Raw genomic sequence first — 17,696 nt, forward strand, 5'->3', positions numbered from 1 at the left:
TCAGGCGGCGGCGAGGGTGGGTGTTTCCGCAGGAACCGGGGCGGATGGTGACGCGTCGGTGGCGCTCAGAGCGGCGAGGTGGCGCCGGGCGGTCGACGGGGACACCCCGGCCTTCGCGGCGATCTGCGCGACCGGCGCGCCGGGCATCTTCGCGGCGACCTTGGCGACCTTCACGGCCGACGCCGGACGCGGCGTGACGCGCTTCGCGGGCGTCTTCTTGACCACCGGAGCCGGAGCCGGAGCGGGCTTGGCGTCGGGCGTCGCCCCGCCGGGAGGCTCCTCGTTCCTCGCTTCGGCGGCCGCCGGGGCGGGCGACTTCGCCACCGCGACGTCCTTGGTGGTGCGGCGCGCGGTGGCCAACAGGGCGCCGGTCGCCATCACCATCAGCCCGTCAACCGCAAGGGGGCCGAGGATCGCGGTCAGGCCGTCTTCGCCGTAGAAGGTGAGCAGCCCGGACAGGTGCCGGTAGGACACGAACGCGGCGACCCCGGCGACGGGGACCAGGCCCCCGAAGCGGAGCACATCCCAGCGGAGCCCGGACGGCCACTCGATCCGGGCCAGGATCTCCACGGCGACGAACAACGCGACCGGCCAGAAGATCGCGCCGACGACCGCACCGGCGGGCGGCGACCAGTCGGCCGCAGCGTCGGCCGGAGGGACGTAGGAGTGCGCGACATTCGCCGCGATGGACACCGCGCCGCCCAAGACAGCGCCGATGTAGGCCCACACGAGGCCGGACATCACAGGCTTGGTCATGGGAGGCCTCACTTCACCAGGGCCGAAGCGAACGCCCCGACGCCCGCAGCGACGTCACGAACAAAGCCGGCTGAGTCGGTGGGATTGCTGATCGCGTAGAAGACGAGGAGGGCACCGACGGCCAGGCCGCCGAACTTGCGCAGGTTCATCACGCCACCGCCTTCCGGGCGGCGGTAGGCGCGTCCAGCTCGGTGGCGATGAGCGGCCACCGAGCCTCAATCGCGGCCAGGTCGGCAGCCGACGGCAGCGCGTCCACCAGCGGGTTGCGCTTCATCGGCGCTGCCTTGCGACGGGCCGGACGCGCGGCCAGCTCGGCGGCAACGCGGGTAACACGGGCCTCGGCCCGGCGTAGACGACGCCAGTCCAGCGGCGACGGACCGCCCTGGTCGGCGGCGTTGATGATGGCGATCTCCGCGTCGAGGACATCGAGGTCGGCAGCGATCAGCGGCCACTCACCCTCGATCGCGTCGAGGTCGGCGACCGACGGTCCGGCGGTAGTGGGGAGAAGCTTGTTCACAGCAGTCCTCCAGGGACGGGGTCGGCGCGGCAACGAGCGCTAGGCTCACCACCCACGCCGACCTGGGATTCAAGGGCATGAGTTGCGCACGATTACCTCTGCCGTGCGGCGGCGACCTTTTCTTGATCTGGGAGGCGCGGCCCGTTGGAGTTGTCACAAAACGAGTGGGACCTAGCGGTGTCATGGCGCGCGGCAACCGGTGCCGCCGTACCCGTCCTTGCTAACCCTCTTGGCTTGCCTGGCTAGCCAGGTTCGCTGAGATCAAGGTAGGCGCACATGGCTAGTCAGGTCAAGACTTCTTCGCCAACTTCCCTTGCTTGGCTAGTCAGCGCTACGGTGGAGCGGTGACCGAGAACCTTGACTTCCTTGGCCGTCTTGATCCCGACGACCCGAAACAGGCTTCCCAGCAGATCGCCAACAAGTTGCGGGCGGCCATCCTCACCCGGCGGCTAGAGCCGGGTGACAAGCTGCCGTCGCAACCCGACCTCGCAGCCCGCTACGGCGTTGCCCGGGAGACCGTAAAGCGCGCGCTCGAAATGCTCCGCACCGAACGGCTGATCGTCACTCGTCAAGGGAGCGGCGCCTTCGTGCGTGCCCAAACCCAACGCGCGGTCGAGCTACGCCCCCATATCGAAGCCGCGTTCGATCGCCCGCACGTCTCCATCGACTTCGCGGGTTTCTCTGGCGAGACTCTGCGCGACGCGATCGCCGAGGCCCTCGACAAGGTCCGGGTCGGTCGGCTGGCTCCGGAGACGATCGCAGTGCGGGTGCTCATCTCCGACATGACGGCTCCCATGGCCTTGCCCGCACGTGCCGAGACTCAGGCCGACGATCCGGCTATCCGAGAGCGCGCCGAGCGGATCACGCGCCGTGCCGCAGACGGCATCATCGACCAGGTCGCCGAACTTGGCGACTTGGGCCTAGTCCGCTCCGCTACCGCCGAAGTCCGGATGCACCGGGCATCACCGCTGTTCAAGCTCTACATCCTCAACGGTGAGGAGGTCTTCTACGGCTTCTATCCCGTCATCGAGCGCACAGTCTCGATCAAGGGTGAGCCCATGGCCATCTACGACCTGATGGGCAAAGACGTACCGCTGTTCCACTACGCCGTGACCGACGACGACTCCTCCCACGGCACTCAGTTCGTCGAAGCATCGCGCCAGTGGTTCGACTCGTTGTGGTCGACGATCGCCTACCGGTACGAGGGATGAGCGCCGATGTCACTCGGCTCTTCGCCGAGATAGACGCCGTTCTTCTCGACTTCGACGGTCCCGTGTGCAGCATCTTCGCCGGACACCCGGCGCGTGATGTTGCCGCCGAGCTGGTGGGCATGTTGCGGAGCCACGGGGTCGATCTGCCATCACACCTGGCGACTGAGTCGGATCCTCTTGAGGTACTGAGATGGACTGGATCCACTGGCGTCTTGGAGACGACGCGCATGGTCGAAGACGCCCTTTGCGAGGCGGAGGAACGTGCGGTTCAGACTGCCGCACCTACGCCTTACGGCCGTGAGGTCATCGTGGCTGCTCGCCAGGCTGGCCTTCCGGTCGCGGTGGTAAGCAACAACTCGGCCGGCGCGGTCACCGCGTACCTCGCGGCGCACCGGCTCATGGGGCACGTGGCGCCCGTAATCGGTCGAGCGTATGCCGATCCGAGCCGTATGAAACCCAATCCCGAACCGATCCTGCATGCCGTTCGGGCGCTCGGCGCCTCGGCAAGTCGAAGTGTTCTGGTCGGCGATTCACTGTCGGATATCGATGGAGCCAGATCGGCGGGTGTTCGCGTCATCGGATACGCCAACCGACCAGCGAAGGTCGATGCCTTCCGCCGGGCCGGCTCCGACGTAGTGATCACGAGCATGAAGCCGATCGCGGACGTACTCACGAGGAGGTGCGAACAAGTAGAGGAACAGGATTCACTCGGCCGGTGACGGCGCAACGTACGTGCCTCGCTGCGGCACGGTGAAGACGACACCCCGCTCACGGAGAACTGCAACCGCACGGCGGACTGTCCCCCGCGCGATGCCGAACTCTTGGACCAATTGCGATTCGCTGGGGATGGGCCGGTTCGGCTGCAAGTCGCCGCGTTCGATCCGCTCGGCGAGGATCTCGGCGAGTTGAAGGTAAGGCGGTACTGGCCCATCTGGCTCAATCACCGTCTCAACGTAAACGCTCTTCATCGAGCGGATACTGCTAACTACATTCTTGTACGAGCAAGAACGAGCTTGTACGAGTTAATCCAAGGCTCTCCGAGCCGGAGTGGAAGAGGAAACATGGACGACCATTTCCCGCTGCGACCGCTGTGGGACTGCGCGAATTGCGGGCAAGCATGGCCATGCGCCAACGCCAAAGCCGACCTGACCCTTGCGTACGTCGGGAACCAGACGGCCCTGCTGATCTTCCTCAGCCTGCGCAAATGGGACGCCTTCGAGGACTTCGCGACAGCCGGCGCCGTTCCATCTGACCTTCACGAGCGTTTCGTGGGATGGGCCCGGGAGGACCGCCCATGACCTTCGCGCTCAGCCCGCACCGGAAAGGGGTGCGGCGACCTACGCACAGGTGTCACGCCGGACGTAGCCGCCGCACCATCGACGCTAGCTACAACGCGATCGACGCAGGTCGACAAAATCGCTTATCGTGCCGGCATGATCACGGAAGGGCGAGACCGGATCACGCGGCTGGTCGAAGCGCTGCGGCGATGGTCGGATCAGCCGCGCGGACAGCGCTTCGCGGGATGGTCGACGCGTCGCCGGTGGGTGGCCTTGGTGCTCCTTCCGACCCTGATCGTGTGTTGCGGCGGGACCGCAGTCGCCGTACCGGTGGCGTGGGCGTGGCGGCTGACTGCCGAAGCGAGCCAGGGTGCAACGGCGCCGGATGTCGCGGCGAGTCAGTACCTCCAGGCACTCAGCTACGGCGAGGAGGCGGGCCTGATCACGGTGCTTGACGACGAGCGTGAGGACGAGCTGCTCACCGGCTGGCGGGGCTACCGTAACGCGATGACCCGCAGTGAGGCGAGTCGCCTGAGCTTCGGGACGTTAACGGTCGAGCCGATCCGGGGCGGCCGGGCCGCCGTGACGGTCGACGTGACGGCGGTCTGGTGGACTTCCGGCGGGAGTGCCCTGAGCTATCAAAGCGACGCGAAGACGTGGCGGTTCGAGGCCCGCGACGAAGACGGCAAGTGGCAGGTCGCCAGGGTCGAAGCACCCTCGTGGTGCGGTGGATACGTCGCGAGGTGTCCAGGCGAGGCAGCCCCTTCGGCCAGCACTTACCCGTCCCCGTCGCCGTCCGATGATCTGCTGCAGAATCCCCGCGACATGCTTCGATGCGGGCCACGCGATCCATTCCGGGCGCGGCACTCCTGCCCGCCACCATCCGGGCCAGTGCCGAGCCGATCGTGATGCCGGTACGGCGAGACAGCCCATCATGACGGGGCCCCTGAGACTTCTGGTGTGATCGCCCGGCAGCCTGCGGACATGACACAACGGCGGCGGCTCGCCCGGTTAAGGGGGGAGCTCGGCCATTCGCCCGGTCGGCGGTCAGTGCTCGTGGGGGCTTGTGGATGGGGTGTAGGCAAGGAGGGTGGGGATGCGGCAGAGCTGGAGTAGGGCGTCGACGGCGGGGCTGGCGGCGGTGATCCGAACCTGGTGATGGCCGTCGGTGGCTTGGTCCAGGGCTTGCAGGGTACGCAGGCCGGCGAGGTCGCAGAAGTCGACGGCGGACAGGTTCAGGTCAAGGTCGCCGTCCCGGTGGCCGTCGACGACGCCGGCCAGGTGGCGGCGAAACTTTGTCATGGTTTCGCGGTCGAGGTCGCCGGTCACGGTGATCGTGAGGGTGCCCGCGGGTGACCGCGCGTTCGTGATGGTGAGGTGTTCTGCGGGTTGGTCTATGACCCGCTTCCACTCTGTTTCCATCTTGTTAACGGTACCGGGGTCCGCGACCGGGTCGGTATGGTCGGGTTGGTTGCTTCCGGAGGTCACGCCGACTGGTGGCGGTCGAGCCGGTGGCTGAGTAGCAGCCGGCTGCCGGTGGTGTCGGTGGTGATGTCCAGGCTGGTGCACGCCTGCTCGATGAGCCACAGGCCACGGCGCTCTGGTTGCCTGCTTCTCGGATCGGGGCGGCAGCCAGGCTCGGTGGTGTGGCCGATGCCGGGGCCGTGGTCGCTGATCTCGCACCAGAGGCGGCCGTCGCGGCGCCACATCAGGAGTTGACCCTGGCCGCCGCCGTGCCATACGGCGTTGGTCATCGCCTCGTGCACGGCCAGTACCCAGCGGCTCCCGGCGGTCTGGGTCAGGCCGTGGCCGAAGCTGAGGACGGCGACCTGTCGCCGCACGATCGGTAGTGTGGTGCGGTTGAACCAGCGGGCCAGCGGCAGCCCGGGAGTGTCCGAGACCAGGGCGGCTGGGCCGTTGATCGGCTTGCCGGCGGCCAGGTCGAGGAGGGTGTCGCCGAGGCGCCCGGCGGCGAACGCTTCGGTGAAGTCCAGGTTGAGGCGTTCTAGGGTGAGCAGTTCGGTGACCGCTGCGGCGAACGCTACCGCCGTGCGCTCCGCAGTCGGGCTGTCGAGCTGGCCCGGCGCTTGGTGGTAGAGGTCGATGGCGCCGTCGTGGCGGACCGCGCCGGCGCGGAGCGGCAGCGCGTGCACCGCTTTGATTCCGGCGCGTAGGGCGGCCGGGGTGAATCGGGGCCAGCGCCGCGTCCATGAGGCGCCGGTCAGGTCGGCGGCCAGCACCGGAGCCCGGGTAGCGGCGGCGTCGCGGCACGGTCCTTCGTCGAGGGTGTACTGCGCCGCTTCCAGCAGGGAGCCGGTCGCGTCACTGCTGAACCGGGTGTGTGGCGTGGACCCGGCCGGTGGGCCACCGGCGAACCGGCCAGCGGACAGGCCGAGCCCGGCGATGTCCGGCATCAACGCGGTGCCGGCCTGGCACAGGGCGGCCGGGTCCGGGCCATAGGTGCGGACCATGCTCCACACCCGGTCCTGGGCTGGCCGATTTTGCCCGCCGCTTCCGTCTGGTCCGGACGAGTGCGCGGGAAACTGTTCATTGGTCATGGCAGAGGAACCTCATGTTCCTGCCCTCGTACCGCCGTGACGACTTCAGATCCGGAAACGCGTGCGCCGGCATCTCACCGAGACAGGGGGTCCTCCGCCTACCGACGGATTCACCCATCAAGGTACCCCGCAATCCGTGGACCAACCACTACGAGCAGTGACATGCCTGGCTGATCGAGCGTCGGTCGGTGAAGCACTGCGAGGAAGCCTCCGATCTGGTCTGCGGTGAGCAACCAGTGCAGACCGAGGAGAGCTGGCCTCGGAGAACGGAGCGTTCGACGCGACCGGACCGACGAGATCGACTTGCGCGAGATCAACCTTGAAGTGTTGACATCCGTCGCTGCCCATGACGAGCGCTTTCAACAACGCGCCGTCGCGGCCGGAGGTCGGACCTGCTCGGTTAGCTGCTCTGACGAAGGTCGACGGGCTCGTCAGAAACGAAGCGACCGCCGGTGAAGGACTGGGCCTCCGGGTCGAACGCCGCGTCGCCCAGATGTCCCGCGCGACGTCTCAATCGCAGTTTCACGTAGGCGAGATCGAACTCGCCTGTGTGGTGCGGCGGCGGGCCGTCGAGTTTCCAGCCGCGTACCGGTTTACCGTGTCGATGACACGCCGCAATCTGTCTCACCGATCTGTCGCAGGCGACTTATAGGCGGCAAGTCTGGTGAGACAGCGCAAGATCTAATGAGACCCTACGTTTGGTCTCATTCGGCGCCGACCAAAGCCGTTCAGCTACGTCCGCGTCCAGCCACAGGCGCAGGTCATGAACGGTTTCGATCGTCACCGGACGATGGTCAACAGACTTGGAAAGCGTGTGGGCGGGGGTTCATCGAAACAGGCGCCTCGGCGAAACTGGGGTGCCTTGCGGCTGACGGTGCGCACCGCTGCTGCCCACATACTGCCCAACGCGCTGCGGGTTTCGAGCGTCTGCGCTGGTCACGGCCTCGCAGAGCACGGTCTTGAAAACCGGTGAGGCGTTACGCGTCTCCGTGGGTTCGAATCCCACGCCCTCCGCACAGAGCACGGAAGAGGCCCCGCTGACCTGCGGTTAAGCAGGACGGCGGGGCCTTCTTCATCGATGGGACGAGTCTCACTGACTCTCAGGTGATCTAGTTACAGCTCACTGGTCACGGCAAATACGCGGCAAAGTTTCGGCGGGCCTACGCCGCGTCCTCCTGCACCTCCAGGGCCTGCGCGATCCGGCGACGCGCAGCCTCGTCCTGGCCGTCGATGCACTTGGCGTAGACCTTTAGGAGCACGTGCACGCTGTGGCCCGCCCACTCCGCTACCTGGGTAGCGGGGACCCCGGCGTTGAGCCAGAGCGACACGGCGTGCCGCAGTTGATAGGGCACCTTGCCGACCCCCAGCCAGGTCATGACACACGCATTCTTGAGGTTTTCTGGAACGGGGCTTGAGAGGTGTTTCCGACCGTGGACACACATGGGGATTTCTGTGTTCCGGCCCCGGTCGGTTGGTGCCCGGCTTGCTGCCGTGGTCGCGACCGCCGTGTTGGGTCAAACGGTTCTTTCAGTTCCGGCGTCAGCGGCTGATCCGCGCGCCGATTGGCGCACCGCGGTCGCCGCGGTGCCTGGTCAGCGATACACGGTCGACGCCCGTGGGTACGCGGGTGCGGCCGATGACGCCGCTCGTCCGTACGCGGACAAGCTGGGTGTGCGTCGCCTCGACGACGTACGTGCCGACTCAGGCGGTTACCTCGACGGGGCGCGGTACCGCTCCGAGGCCGACGGGCAGGAGGCGTACAAGGACCGTCAGCACCTGGTCTCCTACCTGCACTCGCGGCTGCAGTCCGGCAAGAAGCAGGACACCGCCGCCACGATCGGTCAGGTCGCCGGCCTTTCTGGAAGCCTGGCCGCAGGCCGGCTGACCGCGGACGCGGCGATCCAGGACGCGGCCGCCGCGCTGAGCTCGGCGCAGCCGGGCGACCCCACGCCCTCGGCGATGAAGCCGGCCAAGCCGGCCGGCGCATACCAGCTCAGCGACAACACCGACACCATGGCCGGAGCGCCGGCCGTCACCACCGCGAAGGGGCGCGCCGGAGCGATCGAGGAACTCGCCCAGGCACGTACCGACTTCGCGCGCGCCGACGAGGCCATGCGGGCCGGCGAACCGGTCAGCGCCGCCGTCCTTGACGGCCTCGCCTGGCGCCACGCCTTCCACGCCCTGGTCCACCTGGGCGTCACCTACACCGGTGACCGCGACGCCGACGGCCTTACCGACCTGATGGAACTGCGGATCGGGGCAAGCCCGCTGCGGGTCGACACCGACGGTGACGGCCTGACCGACAAGTTCGAGGTCGAGACGCTGATCGGCTGGACGTACCCCGCCCAGGCCGACAGCGACGGTGACGGGGTCGGCGACGCCGCCGAGGACACCGACGGGGACGGCTCGAGCAACCTGGCCGAGCAGAAGCGCGGCACTTCACCGACCGAGCCGGACGCCGACCGCGACGCCAGCAACGACGGCGCCGAGGCCGAGGCCGGCACCGACCCGGCCAAGGCCGACACCGACGGCGATACCCTGCTCGACGGCGCCGAGCCGCGGCTCGGGTTCGACCCGACGAAGGCTGACACCGACGGCGACGGCATCCTCGACGCCGCCGACACCGTCGCCGTGCCTGCCGACGGCCCGGACGGAGTGAAGGTCACCCTGCACGGCACCGGCGACCTGGTCTCCAGCCTTAGCATCACCAAGGTCGACGCCCGCTTCGCCGACGCCACCATGCCCGGCCTGGTCGGCGACGCGTACGACTTCAACCTCAGCGACGACGCCCGCCAGCGGATGGCCCAGGCCGACCTGACCCTGCCGTACGACCCGGCCAGGCTCGGCACCGCCGACCCGGCCGACCTGCGGGTCTTCTACCACGACCCGCAGGCCGGCATGTGGTACCCGGCGACCGAAGAACAGTCCGTCGACATCGCCACGCACACCGTGCGTGCCACCGTCGGCCATTTCTCCACCTACGCCGTCTTCGACATCGTCAACTGGCAGCAGACCTGGTCCGCGTCGACCAACCCGTGCCGTAGTCGCTTCGATGGTCCCGCCGCCGACGTCGTCCTGCTCGACCTGAGCCTGATTCTGGACAGCTCCGGCTCGATGAGCAGCAACGACCCCGCCGGTCTGCGGCGCAGCTCGGCGAAGAACTTCGTCGACGCACTGCTGCCCGAGGACCGCGCAGCCGTCGTCGACTTCGACGACTACGCCAAGGTGCTCCAGCCGCTGACCACCGACAAGACCGCGGTCAAGACCGCGATCGACCGGGTGGACGACTCCGGCGGCACCAACATCGGCGCCGGCGTCCGCGCCGGCACCGACCTGCTGATCAACAACGGTGACCCCAAGCGCGCCCGCATCGCGATCCTGCTCACCGACGGCGAGGGCTACTACGACTCCTCCCTGACCGCGCGGGCCAAGGCCCATGCGATCAGCATCTACACCATCGGTCTGGGCCGTTACGTCGACACCAACCTGCTCACCTCGATCGCCACCAACACCGGCGGCAAGTACTACAACGTCGCCACCGCCGCCGACCTGCCCCAGGTCTTCCGCCGCATCAGCGAGGAGACCGGCGGCGGCGACCCGTCGACCACGACCGACACCGACGGCGACGGCCTGTTCGACTGCATCGAGCTCCGGGGTTTCCGCGGCGACGGCGGCCGCACGTACGTCACCGACCCCACCCAGGCCGACACCGACGGCGACGGCCTCACCGACGGCGACGAGGCCGGCGAGCCGATCGACTTCAACGAGCTCTACACCCGTAACCCCACCGCCTGGGCCAAGAAGCTCGCCGACGGTGCCCCGATCACCTACCGCCTGTACTCCGACCCCACCACCGACGACACCGACCACGACCGGCTCAACGACGCTGACGAGCTCGACCTGGAATTGTCGCCGTGGGTCAAGGACAGCGACGGCGACCAGCTCATCGACGGCTACGAGGTCCTGGAAGCCAACACCGACCCGGAGAACAAGAACACCGACGGCGACCACTGGGACGACACCTACGAGGTCGACCACGAAGATGACGAGGACCTCAGCCCGCTCTTCTTCGACGAGCGGGTCAGCAAGTGGACCTACGCCCGCGACGTCGCGGCCGGCTTCTTCCTCGGCGACGCCAACCGCATCGACAGCATCGCCTGGCTCATCGGCAGCGTCTGCTCGGGCGCGCTGAGCTTCATCCCCGTCGCCGGCTGGGTCCTCGGCGGCATCGCCGACCTGCGCGACGCCATCGCCTCGGCCGTCCGCGGCGACTGGGTCGGTGCCGGCTTCTCCGCCGCCGGACTCATCCCGTACGGCGGCGACGCCGTCGCCATCCCCGGCAAGGTCGGCAAGTTCGTCGAGCGCAACCTCGACAAGGCCGACGAGGCCCTGGCCGCAGTATCGAAGATCGACGGAATTCCTCGCGACGCGCTGATCAAGGCGGCGAAGCAGGTCCTGAAGCAGGACTGGGACGACCTGGTCAAGCACGGCTTCAGCGAGGACACCCTCCTTTTCATGATGGACCACAAGCAGGATCTCAAGCATTTCGCCAACGTGGTCCGCAAGTCTACGAAGTTCGGCGGCTCGCCGGCGGGCGTGATGGACACGGGCAAGGACGGTGAGAGGTTCTTGGCGGGCCACTTCAACGCCACGAACCGAGGAGTCGACATGGAGGTCTACCGGTCGACCAAGGCGTTTACTGGTAAACGTGGTGGACGCCGCTGGGACGTGTTCAAGAACAACGTTGCGCATGAATCAAAGGTGGGAATGCTCCACTACGAAAAAAGGTTCGAGTTGCAGATCCAGAAGGACCTCTGGCTGAAGCGGACGTACAACGTCGATCTGCACTGGCACTTCTTCGTCAGTGGCGTTTCCGGAACTGCCGGGCCGGACGCCAAGATGCTTGACCTCCTGCTCAAGAACAACATTCCCTTCACTATTCACGTCGGCTGAGGTACCAGCCTCGTAAAGTACGGGGCATGCCCGATTTTCACGCGATGACCAAGGCCGAGGCCCGGGCCTTCCTCCAGAGCTGGTTGGAGGAAGGCCCGGGCCGTCTTGACTGGCTCCGTCAGGCCGCCGCGACTAGCGGAGGCCCTGACGAGCTTGACGGTACCGGTTCCAGCCTCGGCCCGCTGTGGACCTGGGCTCGGACCAGACTCGCCTGGCGTGAGCCGGGCGAGCCGGTCGACGAAGAAGCCCTGCCCGCGTGGTTTCCGGAGCCCAGGGGGGTCGGATTCGAACGCTTCAGCGACGCGACGATCTGGCTCATCGATGCCATCGCGCGCTACTGGGCGCAGGTCCTACTCGCGGAGGGACCATCTAAGGCTCGTTGGGGAACGGGCCACTCCAGAGTCAAGGGTTACCTCGATCAGAATCACCCGGTTCTGTTGGGATTCGTCAACGACCTGCCTCCGATCTCGATCATCGGTTCATTGGTGAGTCAGGCACTCAACGGCACAGCAGGCGACAACCGTCTGGAAGAACTGCACCGCACCTGGCTCGGCCTCGCCTCCGCGCAAGGGTGACGACTCGGGAGCCGCGCCCGAATCATGATCAGCATCGCGTGCGCCCGAGAAGACCCCGTCCCGATCTAGGCCCGATTGCCTGATCGGCAGGGGTGGCGCCGAGGCCGCCGCGTTCTCGAAGGGAGGCACGATGGGCCACTCCGTCCAGATCTTCGCCGGAGTGTGGACCCGCGATTACCATCTGCGGCCGCCCCTGCCCGCGCCGGCCGCCGCCATCGCCGTGGCCGACGCCCTGCGATGCGCCGGCCTGGATATCGTCGTGGGAGCCCCTGAGGACGCCGACACGGAGCCGTTCGATGAGATGGTCGCCCAAAGCGACCACCTTTTCGTCGAGGTCACCATCGTGGAACATCCCGATGGCGTCGCAGGATTCGAACTAGAAGCCACCGCCAACGCCGACGGCCGCGAGGGAACAGCGGTTACCGCCTACCTGACCATGCTGAATAGGCTCCTACCAGCCGCCGATGCGCTGGGCGCGGTCGTCTGGGACGACGACACGGGAGAACTAATCACCCCTGACACCGTCGCTGCGACCGCCGAAGCTTTGTGATGGCGTGCGCCTGAAGTGGATCAGGTGCAGTCTCCGGACAGTCGGTGCCGACCGGGAGCTTGTGGACGTGCTGTGCGTTCATGGCTGCACGCCTGTTTTCGCGCGGCGTTTTCAGCTGCCGATCCTCACGCAAGCGAAGAACGCCCCAAGCTTCAGGTGCGTGTTCCAGTGGCAGGAGAGCGCTGCGCGCGAGACGCCGCACCGCAGGCTCGCACCGGAACGTTTCTCGACGGCGGCCCGTGGACCGGGACTGAGAGAATCGGCTCATGCTGATGCGAGACGACCTGGGAGAGGCGAGGTTTGCGAGGTGAAGCAGATCGAGCAGCTGCCGGTGTCATTCGACCTGGCCGACGGGCACGTCGGCGTCACTGTTCGCGGCGCCGATGCGGCAAGCACCGTGGTAATACGTCGGATCGGGGAGGTCGAAGTCGCCAAGCACGTGCCGATCGGTACGCGTAGGCGTGAGCATCTGGAGATCGTCATCGACGGCGAGACCGCCCGCTTGAGGCCGGGGCCGGGACGTTGGTCGCGCGGCTCGTACAAGGTCAGGGTGGTCCATGGCGGGGTGACGTATCTCTTGCGGCCCAAGAGTCCCGACACGAGTCGGCTGACCCGCGACGGGGTCAGGTTGGGCGACTTCGAACTTCGCGGCGGCAGCGACGGCGACGTCAGGGTGACCTGGCACGACGACGCCGAGGTGCGGGCGACCGACGCGGCCGTCGGCTACGCCGTCTCTGCCGCCTTCGGCACCGGAGCCCAGTTCATGCTGCTCGCATTGCTTGGCATGCTCGACGATGGAGTGCCAGGCCCTGGGTGACCGATCACGACAAAGGCCCCGCAGACCTGCGAGAACGCAGATCAGCGGGGCCTCGTGCGGTTACCAGCTGCTAGGCGATCCCGTACGCGCGGTAGACCGTCACGTCCGTGTACCCGCCGCTGGTGTAAGTGGCGCGGGTGCGCAGAGACACGGCGCCCGAGGCGGGGTTGGGGACGAGGAGAGTCCAGGTGCCTTTGATCTTCTTGACCTTGACCGTACGCCAGGTGCGACCGCCGTCCGGGGACATCTTCGCGGTGACCGACTTGACCTTCGGGTCCTTGCCGCGCTTGTAGTCCGGGTCGTGGGAGATGCGGTTCAGCTTGAGCGCGACGTTGGTGGTGCTGCCGGCCTTGGCGCGGTTCCAGCTGTTCAGGCCGATCGGGAACATCGCAAGGGAGTAGACCTGGGCCAGCGCGGTGCTGTTCGGCTTCGTGTGGAAGCGGTAGCTGACCGTGCTCGCGGTGGAGAGCATGCCGGCCGGGTAGGTGATCTCCGGGTAGTGCCGGGTGGCCTTGTTGGTGAGCGTGTACCAACCGGCCTTCTTCACCTTGTACTCGAGGACCGTCATCTCGGGCTCCCAGCCCCGGTCCTTCTTCGTCTTGACCGTCTTGCCCTTGAAGGACACGGTCGCGGTCGCCTTGTCACCACCCTCGCTGCTGCCGGTGGGGAAGTACGGGTCGTTGAACATCTCGTTCATCATGAACTGCATCCAGCCGTTGCGGATGCCCGGCAGTTCGGAGCCCGGGCCCCAGACGGCGTTGTGGAACCTGACCGTGGTGCCCTTGCCGGCGGCGATCTTGCGCTTGGCCGTGTGGTGGCCGATGGACGGGCTCTGGCCGTTCCTGCCGGCTCCCCAGGTGTTTGACTCCATCTCCCAGGAACCGGGCGAGAGCCACACCTTCGTGGTGGTGGGCCGGTCGGTGTTCCACAGGCCGGCGCTCATGCCTGCGGCGCAGGTGGTCTTGACTGGTTGGGCCCGCACCTGGGCGGTGTTCGAGCCGGCCGGGCCACGGCGGGACATGACGGAGACCGAGCCGAGCGAGGAGCGACTGAACGTCCGGGTCGGCTTGCTGGGCACACCGGCCGTCCGGTGCACGACGGCGTAGGCGTCGGTCAAGCTAGAGTCGTCGCTCCACGAGCCGAGGGCCGCGTACGTGACCTTCTTGGAGGTGGTCGGGATGACGTAGATGTCGTCGCCGTACGCCTCGACGTCGGCGAACGTGTCGGGATTGGCGCAGATCCGGACGCTGAGGTTTCGGTGGCCGTCAACCGGCGCCGGGCTCACCGCGAGGTTGACCCGCTTGCCCTTGCGGGAGTCGACAGTCAGCTTGGTGGAACCGGAAACCTTGAGGGTCTTGCCGCCGAGGGTGGTCGTCCCGCCGGTCGCGACCGAGGTGAGCACGGCGTAAGAGCCGTTGGGCAGCTTCTTCTTCGTGCCGCTGCGGACCCTGTAGGTCTGGTTGGTGTCGAGGCTGACCACGGTGGCCGTGACCGAGACCTTGGCGCCGGAGCGGTTCAGGACCGTCAGCGTGAGCGTGTTGGTCGCGGCGACGGCGGGGGTGCCGGTGCTGAGGATCAGGGCGGGGGCCAGGGCGGCGGCGAGGAGGTATCGGCCGAGGCGGTCCCGGTTGAGGCGCGAGTGCAAGGAGTGTCCCCTTGATGGGAGGGGTGACGAGAACGCCGGTGATCTTGCCACAGGGGGGACGTTCGCGCGGTCCCTCGACGCCGTGCTACTGTAGTCCTCGTTGCAGTTTTGATTTCCGTAGACGTTTTTGGCGCCTGATGGGTTATCTGAAACCCATACAGGCGCTTTTTCGTTTGTACGTGTCGGTTCCGACGCGGGTGATCAACGCGGCGGCGTAAGGGGTCCGCACAGTGCGGTCTCCGACAGCCTGCGAAGGAGCAGACATGACTACAGGCACCGTGAAGTGGTTCAACGCCGACAAGGGCTTCGGCTTCATCACTCCGGACGACGGCGGCGCTGACGTCTTCGCCCACTTCTCGGCGATCGCGACGAGCGGCTTCCGCAGCCTCGACGAGAACCAGAAGGTGGAGTTCGACATCACCCAGGGCCAGAAGGGCCCGCAGGCGGAGAACATCCGCCCGCTCTGATCCACGCTCTGCCAACGGCGGCCCGACTGATTCAGCGGGCCGCCGTTCGGCGTTCTCCGGGCAGTCGTGAAGCTGGCTGGCTGATCGAAGGCGCGATCGGCCGTCAGGCTCGCGGGGCCGCCTTGACCTCGACCGGGATGCCGTTCAGCACGCTGTTTCCCGAGAGGGGATCGGTCGCGAACTCGTCGGTCAGCACGTTGCTGTTCACCCCCGGCCGCTCCGCCGCGACCGAGAGGCGGGTGCCCGCCACCCCGTGTCCCCAGCCGTGCGGCAGGCTCACGACTCCCGGCATCACCTTGTCGGTGACCTCGACGCTGGCCGCCACCGTGCCGGCTTTCGACATCACCGTCGCCTGGTCGCCGTTGTTGATGTCGAGCCGGAGCGCGTCCCGCGGGTGCATGTGGAGCGTGCACCTGTCCCGGCCTTTCACCAGTGCCGGGACGTTGTGCATCCAGCTGTTGTTGGAGCGCAGGTGGCGGCGGCCGACGAGGACTAGGTCTTCGGGCTGGCGGTGCAGGGCGGTGCGGAGGCGTTCCACGTCGGCGGCGATGGGTGGGGCGCACAGCTCGATCGTGCCGCTCGGGGTTTGGAGCAGTTCCGGGATTCTCGGCTGGAGGGGGCCCAGGTCGATGCCGTGCGGGTTGGCCAGGAGCCGGGCGAGTGACAGGCCGTCGGGCCGGGCACCGAACTGGTCTCCGTACGCGCCGGTGCGGAGCGCGACGTCCAGCAGGCGCTCGGCCGGGTGGTCTCCGTCCACAAGCTCGCGGAGGTCTGTGGATGCCGCCTTGCGCAGCGCCTCCCCCAGCAGCCGTTCGTGAAATTCGGCAAGATCAGCGGTTTTGCCGTCGGAGAAGATGAGCGTGAGCCGGGCAAGGATGTCGCACTCGTCCATGTCGGCCGGATCGGGTGGGAGCACCGGCGGCGAGTACGCCGCGAAGTTGCGCACCGCGAGTCCCAGGAACGAGAAGTCGTAGTGGCCCTTGCGGGCGGCGTCGGTGGGCGGCAGTACGACGTCGGCGTGCCGGGTCGTCTCGTTGAGGTACGGGTCGACGCTCACCATGAAGTCGAGTGCGCCGAGCGCGCGGTCGAGCCGGCCGCTGTTCGGCGTCGACAGCACGGGGTTGCCGGCCACGGTGACGAACGCCCGGACCTGCCCGTCGCCGGGCGTCTCGATCTCGTCGGCGAGGGTGGCGACCGGCAGCTCGCCCCTGACCTCGGGCAGGCCGCGGACCCGGCTGTGCCATCGCCCGGTTCTGAAGCCCTTGCCGCCCGGCCCTCTGGCCGCGCGCAGGTGGGCGGCGAGCGGGAACATGGCCCCGCCCGGGCGGTCGAGGTTGCCGGTGAGCACGTTGACGACGTCGACGAGCCAGCTGGTGAGCGTGCCGAACTCGACCGTGCAGGTGCCGATCCGGCCGTACACCGCCGCCGTGGGCGCGGCCGCGAGCTCCCGCGCGAGGCCACGGATGCGGTCCGCCGGTACGGCGCAGGCGGCGGTCACCTCCTCGGGGGAGAAGGGGCGGGCCAGCTCACGCACCTCCTCGACCCCCGTCACGTGGTCGGCGAGCCGGCCGAGGTCGGTCAGCCCCTCGGCGAACAGCGTGTGGACGATCCCGAAGAGCAGGTATGCGTCGGTGCCCGGCCGGATGAAGAGGTGCTCGTCGGCGTGCTCGGCCGTCCGCGTACGCCGGGGGTCGACCACCACGAACCGGCCACCGCGGGCCTGGATCGCCTTGAGCCGGCCGGGGAAGTCGGCCGCGGTGGCGAGGCTGCCGTTGGATTCCCACGGGTTGGCCCCGAGCATCAGCAGCAGGTCCGTGCGGTCGAGGTCGGGCACCGGTATCGCGAACGGGCTGCCGAAGAGGTATCCGCTCGACACGTGTTTGGGCATCTGGTCGACGGTGCTGGCGGAGAAGATGTTGCGGCTGCCGACGGCACGCAGCAGCGGCGTGAGGTAGAGGCCACCCGCCATGGTGTGGACGTTGGGATTGCCGAGGTACAGCGCGACGGCGTCGCGGCCGTGCCGCTCGAGGATCGGGCGCAGCCCCGCCTCGACCGCCTCGAACGCCTCGTCCCAGTCGACCTCGACGTGGCGGCCGCCGCGCCGCACCAGGGGACGGCGCAACCGGTCCGGGTCGGCGAGCAGCTGCCCGAGGGTGGCTCCTTTGGGACAGATGAAGCCGTGGCTGAAGACGTGCTGCTGGTCGCCGCGCGCGGAGACGATCCGGTCGTCGGTCACGGTGAGTTCCAGGCCGCAGGCGGCCTCACACAGCGGGCAGGTCCGGTACGCCGTTCGGGTCGGGTCGTCGGTCACGGAGCCACCCGCCTTTCGGCCGCCGCCGGGCGGCCCTCGGTTGCCAACCGGAGTATCAC

At 67.8% G+C, this 17,696-nt stretch carries 16 protein-coding genes and 2 pseudogenes; 9 read left to right on the top strand and 9 right to left on the bottom strand.

Going from position 1 to position 17,696, the window contains the following annotated elements; genetic code table 11:
* The 3 genes and pseudogenes from AB0M36_RS18755 to AB0M36_RS18765 form a co-directional block, all read right to left on the bottom strand.
* Window positions 1-756: a DUF2637 domain-containing protein gene (locus AB0M36_RS18755; protein ID WP_364158995.1), complete on the bottom strand. Its 756-nt coding sequence runs from the start codon at window positions 754-756 to the stop codon at window positions 1-3.
* Window positions 757-764: 8 nt separating this feature from the next.
* Window positions 765-908: a hypothetical protein gene (locus AB0M36_RS18760; protein WP_364159679.1), complete on the bottom strand. Its 144-nt coding sequence runs from the start codon at window positions 906-908 to the stop codon at window positions 765-767.
* A 146-nt stretch (window positions 909-1,054) separates the two neighbouring features.
* A pseudogene (locus AB0M36_RS18765) lies at window positions 1,055-1,273 on the bottom strand (DUF6284 family protein); the annotation flags it as partial.
* Between the two features lie 344 nt (window positions 1,274-1,617).
* On the opposite strand from AB0M36_RS18765, the gene AB0M36_RS18770 reads away from it, so the two are divergent.
* The gene (locus tag AB0M36_RS18770; protein ID WP_364158998.1) at window positions 1,618-2,484 is read left to right on the top strand and encodes a GntR family transcriptional regulator; all 867 of its coding nucleotides are present in this window, start codon (window positions 1,618-1,620) and stop codon (window positions 2,482-2,484) included.
* A complete protein-coding gene (locus AB0M36_RS18775) occupies window positions 2,481-3,203 on the top strand; it encodes an HAD family phosphatase (protein WP_364159001.1) in 723 nt (240 codons plus the stop codon). Before AB0M36_RS18770 ends, AB0M36_RS18775 begins: the two co-directional genes overlap by 4 nt.
* Here the strand turns inward: AB0M36_RS18775 and AB0M36_RS18780 are convergent.
* Entirely contained in the window at window positions 3,189-3,452 is a 264-nt protein-coding gene (locus AB0M36_RS18780) for a GntR family transcriptional regulator (protein ID WP_364159004.1), read from the bottom strand. The genes AB0M36_RS18775 and AB0M36_RS18780 overlap by 15 nt on opposite strands.
* Window positions 3,453-3,545: 93 nt before the next feature.
* Between AB0M36_RS18780 and AB0M36_RS18785 the strand changes: the two genes are divergently transcribed.
* Together AB0M36_RS18785 and AB0M36_RS18790 are read left to right on the top strand one after the other, a co-directional pair.
* Window positions 3,546-3,782, top strand: a complete 237-nt coding sequence (locus tag AB0M36_RS18785) for a hypothetical protein (RefSeq protein WP_364159007.1) — start codon at window positions 3,546-3,548, stop codon at window positions 3,780-3,782.
* Between the two features lie 309 nt (window positions 3,783-4,091).
* Window positions 4,092-4,670: a hypothetical protein gene (locus tag AB0M36_RS18790; RefSeq protein ID WP_364159010.1), complete on the top strand. Its 579-nt coding sequence runs from the start codon at window positions 4,092-4,094 to the stop codon at window positions 4,668-4,670.
* Between the two features lie 138 nt (window positions 4,671-4,808).
* Here the strand turns inward: AB0M36_RS18790 and AB0M36_RS18795 are convergent, their stop codons facing one another.
* The 3 genes and pseudogenes from AB0M36_RS18795 to AB0M36_RS18805 all read right to left on the bottom strand — a co-directional run.
* A complete protein-coding gene (locus AB0M36_RS18795) occupies window positions 4,809-5,183 on the bottom strand; it encodes an STAS domain-containing protein (RefSeq protein WP_364159013.1) in 375 nt (124 codons plus the stop codon).
* 62 nt (window positions 5,184-5,245) lie between these two features.
* Complete coding sequence (locus tag AB0M36_RS18800) at window positions 5,246-6,232, bottom strand: ATP-binding protein (protein ID WP_364159016.1); 987 nt, start codon at window positions 6,230-6,232, stop codon at window positions 5,246-5,248.
* Between the two features lie 1,247 nt (window positions 6,233-7,479).
* Window positions 7,480-7,668 (bottom strand): annotated as a pseudogene (locus AB0M36_RS18805) (integrase); the annotation flags it as partial.
* A 235-nt stretch (window positions 7,669-7,903) separates the two neighbouring features.
* Here AB0M36_RS18805 and AB0M36_RS18810 point away from each other — a divergent pair.
* From AB0M36_RS18810 to AB0M36_RS18825, 4 genes are all read left to right on the top strand, one after another.
* Window positions 7,904-11,272: a VWA domain-containing protein gene (locus AB0M36_RS18810; RefSeq protein ID WP_364159019.1), complete on the top strand. Its 3,369-nt coding sequence runs from the start codon at window positions 7,904-7,906 to the stop codon at window positions 11,270-11,272.
* 26 nt (window positions 11,273-11,298) lie between these two features.
* A complete protein-coding gene (locus AB0M36_RS18815) occupies window positions 11,299-11,847 on the top strand; it encodes a hypothetical protein (RefSeq protein WP_364159022.1) in 549 nt (182 codons plus the stop codon).
* Between the two features lie 130 nt (window positions 11,848-11,977).
* On the top strand, window positions 11,978-12,397 hold the full coding sequence (locus tag AB0M36_RS18820) for a hypothetical protein (RefSeq protein ID WP_364159024.1): 420 nt from the start codon (window positions 11,978-11,980) through the stop codon (window positions 12,395-12,397).
* A 307-nt stretch (window positions 12,398-12,704) separates the two neighbouring features.
* Window positions 12,705-13,214 carry a hypothetical protein gene (locus tag AB0M36_RS18825; RefSeq protein WP_364159027.1) on the top strand — a complete coding sequence of 170 codons (510 nt, stop codon included), beginning with the start codon at window positions 12,705-12,707 and terminating at the stop codon, window positions 13,212-13,214.
* A 70-nt stretch (window positions 13,215-13,284) separates the two neighbouring features.
* On the opposite strand, the gene AB0M36_RS18830 is transcribed toward AB0M36_RS18825, so the two are convergent.
* Window positions 13,285-14,859 carry a hypothetical protein gene (locus AB0M36_RS18830; protein ID WP_364159030.1) on the bottom strand — a complete coding sequence of 525 codons (1,575 nt, stop codon included), beginning with the start codon at window positions 14,857-14,859 and terminating at the stop codon, window positions 13,285-13,287.
* Between the two features lie 263 nt (window positions 14,860-15,122).
* Between AB0M36_RS18830 and AB0M36_RS18835 the strand changes: the two genes are divergently transcribed.
* Window positions 15,123-15,326 carry a cold-shock protein gene (locus AB0M36_RS18835; protein WP_360417608.1) on the top strand — a complete coding sequence of 68 codons (204 nt, stop codon included), beginning with the start codon at window positions 15,123-15,125 and terminating at the stop codon, window positions 15,324-15,326.
* A gap of 103 nt (window positions 15,327-15,429) precedes the next feature.
* On the opposite strand, the gene AB0M36_RS18840 is transcribed toward AB0M36_RS18835, so the two are convergent.
* Window positions 15,430-17,637 carry a molybdopterin oxidoreductase family protein gene (locus AB0M36_RS18840; protein ID WP_364159032.1) on the bottom strand — a complete coding sequence of 736 codons (2,208 nt, stop codon included), beginning with the start codon at window positions 17,635-17,637 and terminating at the stop codon, window positions 15,430-15,432.
* Window positions 17,638-17,696 lie beyond the last annotated feature (59 nt).

Source organism: Actinoplanes sp. NPDC051346 (genome assembly GCF_040682215.1).
In the GTDB taxonomy this organism is placed as follows: domain Bacteria; phylum Actinomycetota; class Actinomycetes; order Mycobacteriales; family Micromonosporaceae; genus Actinoplanes.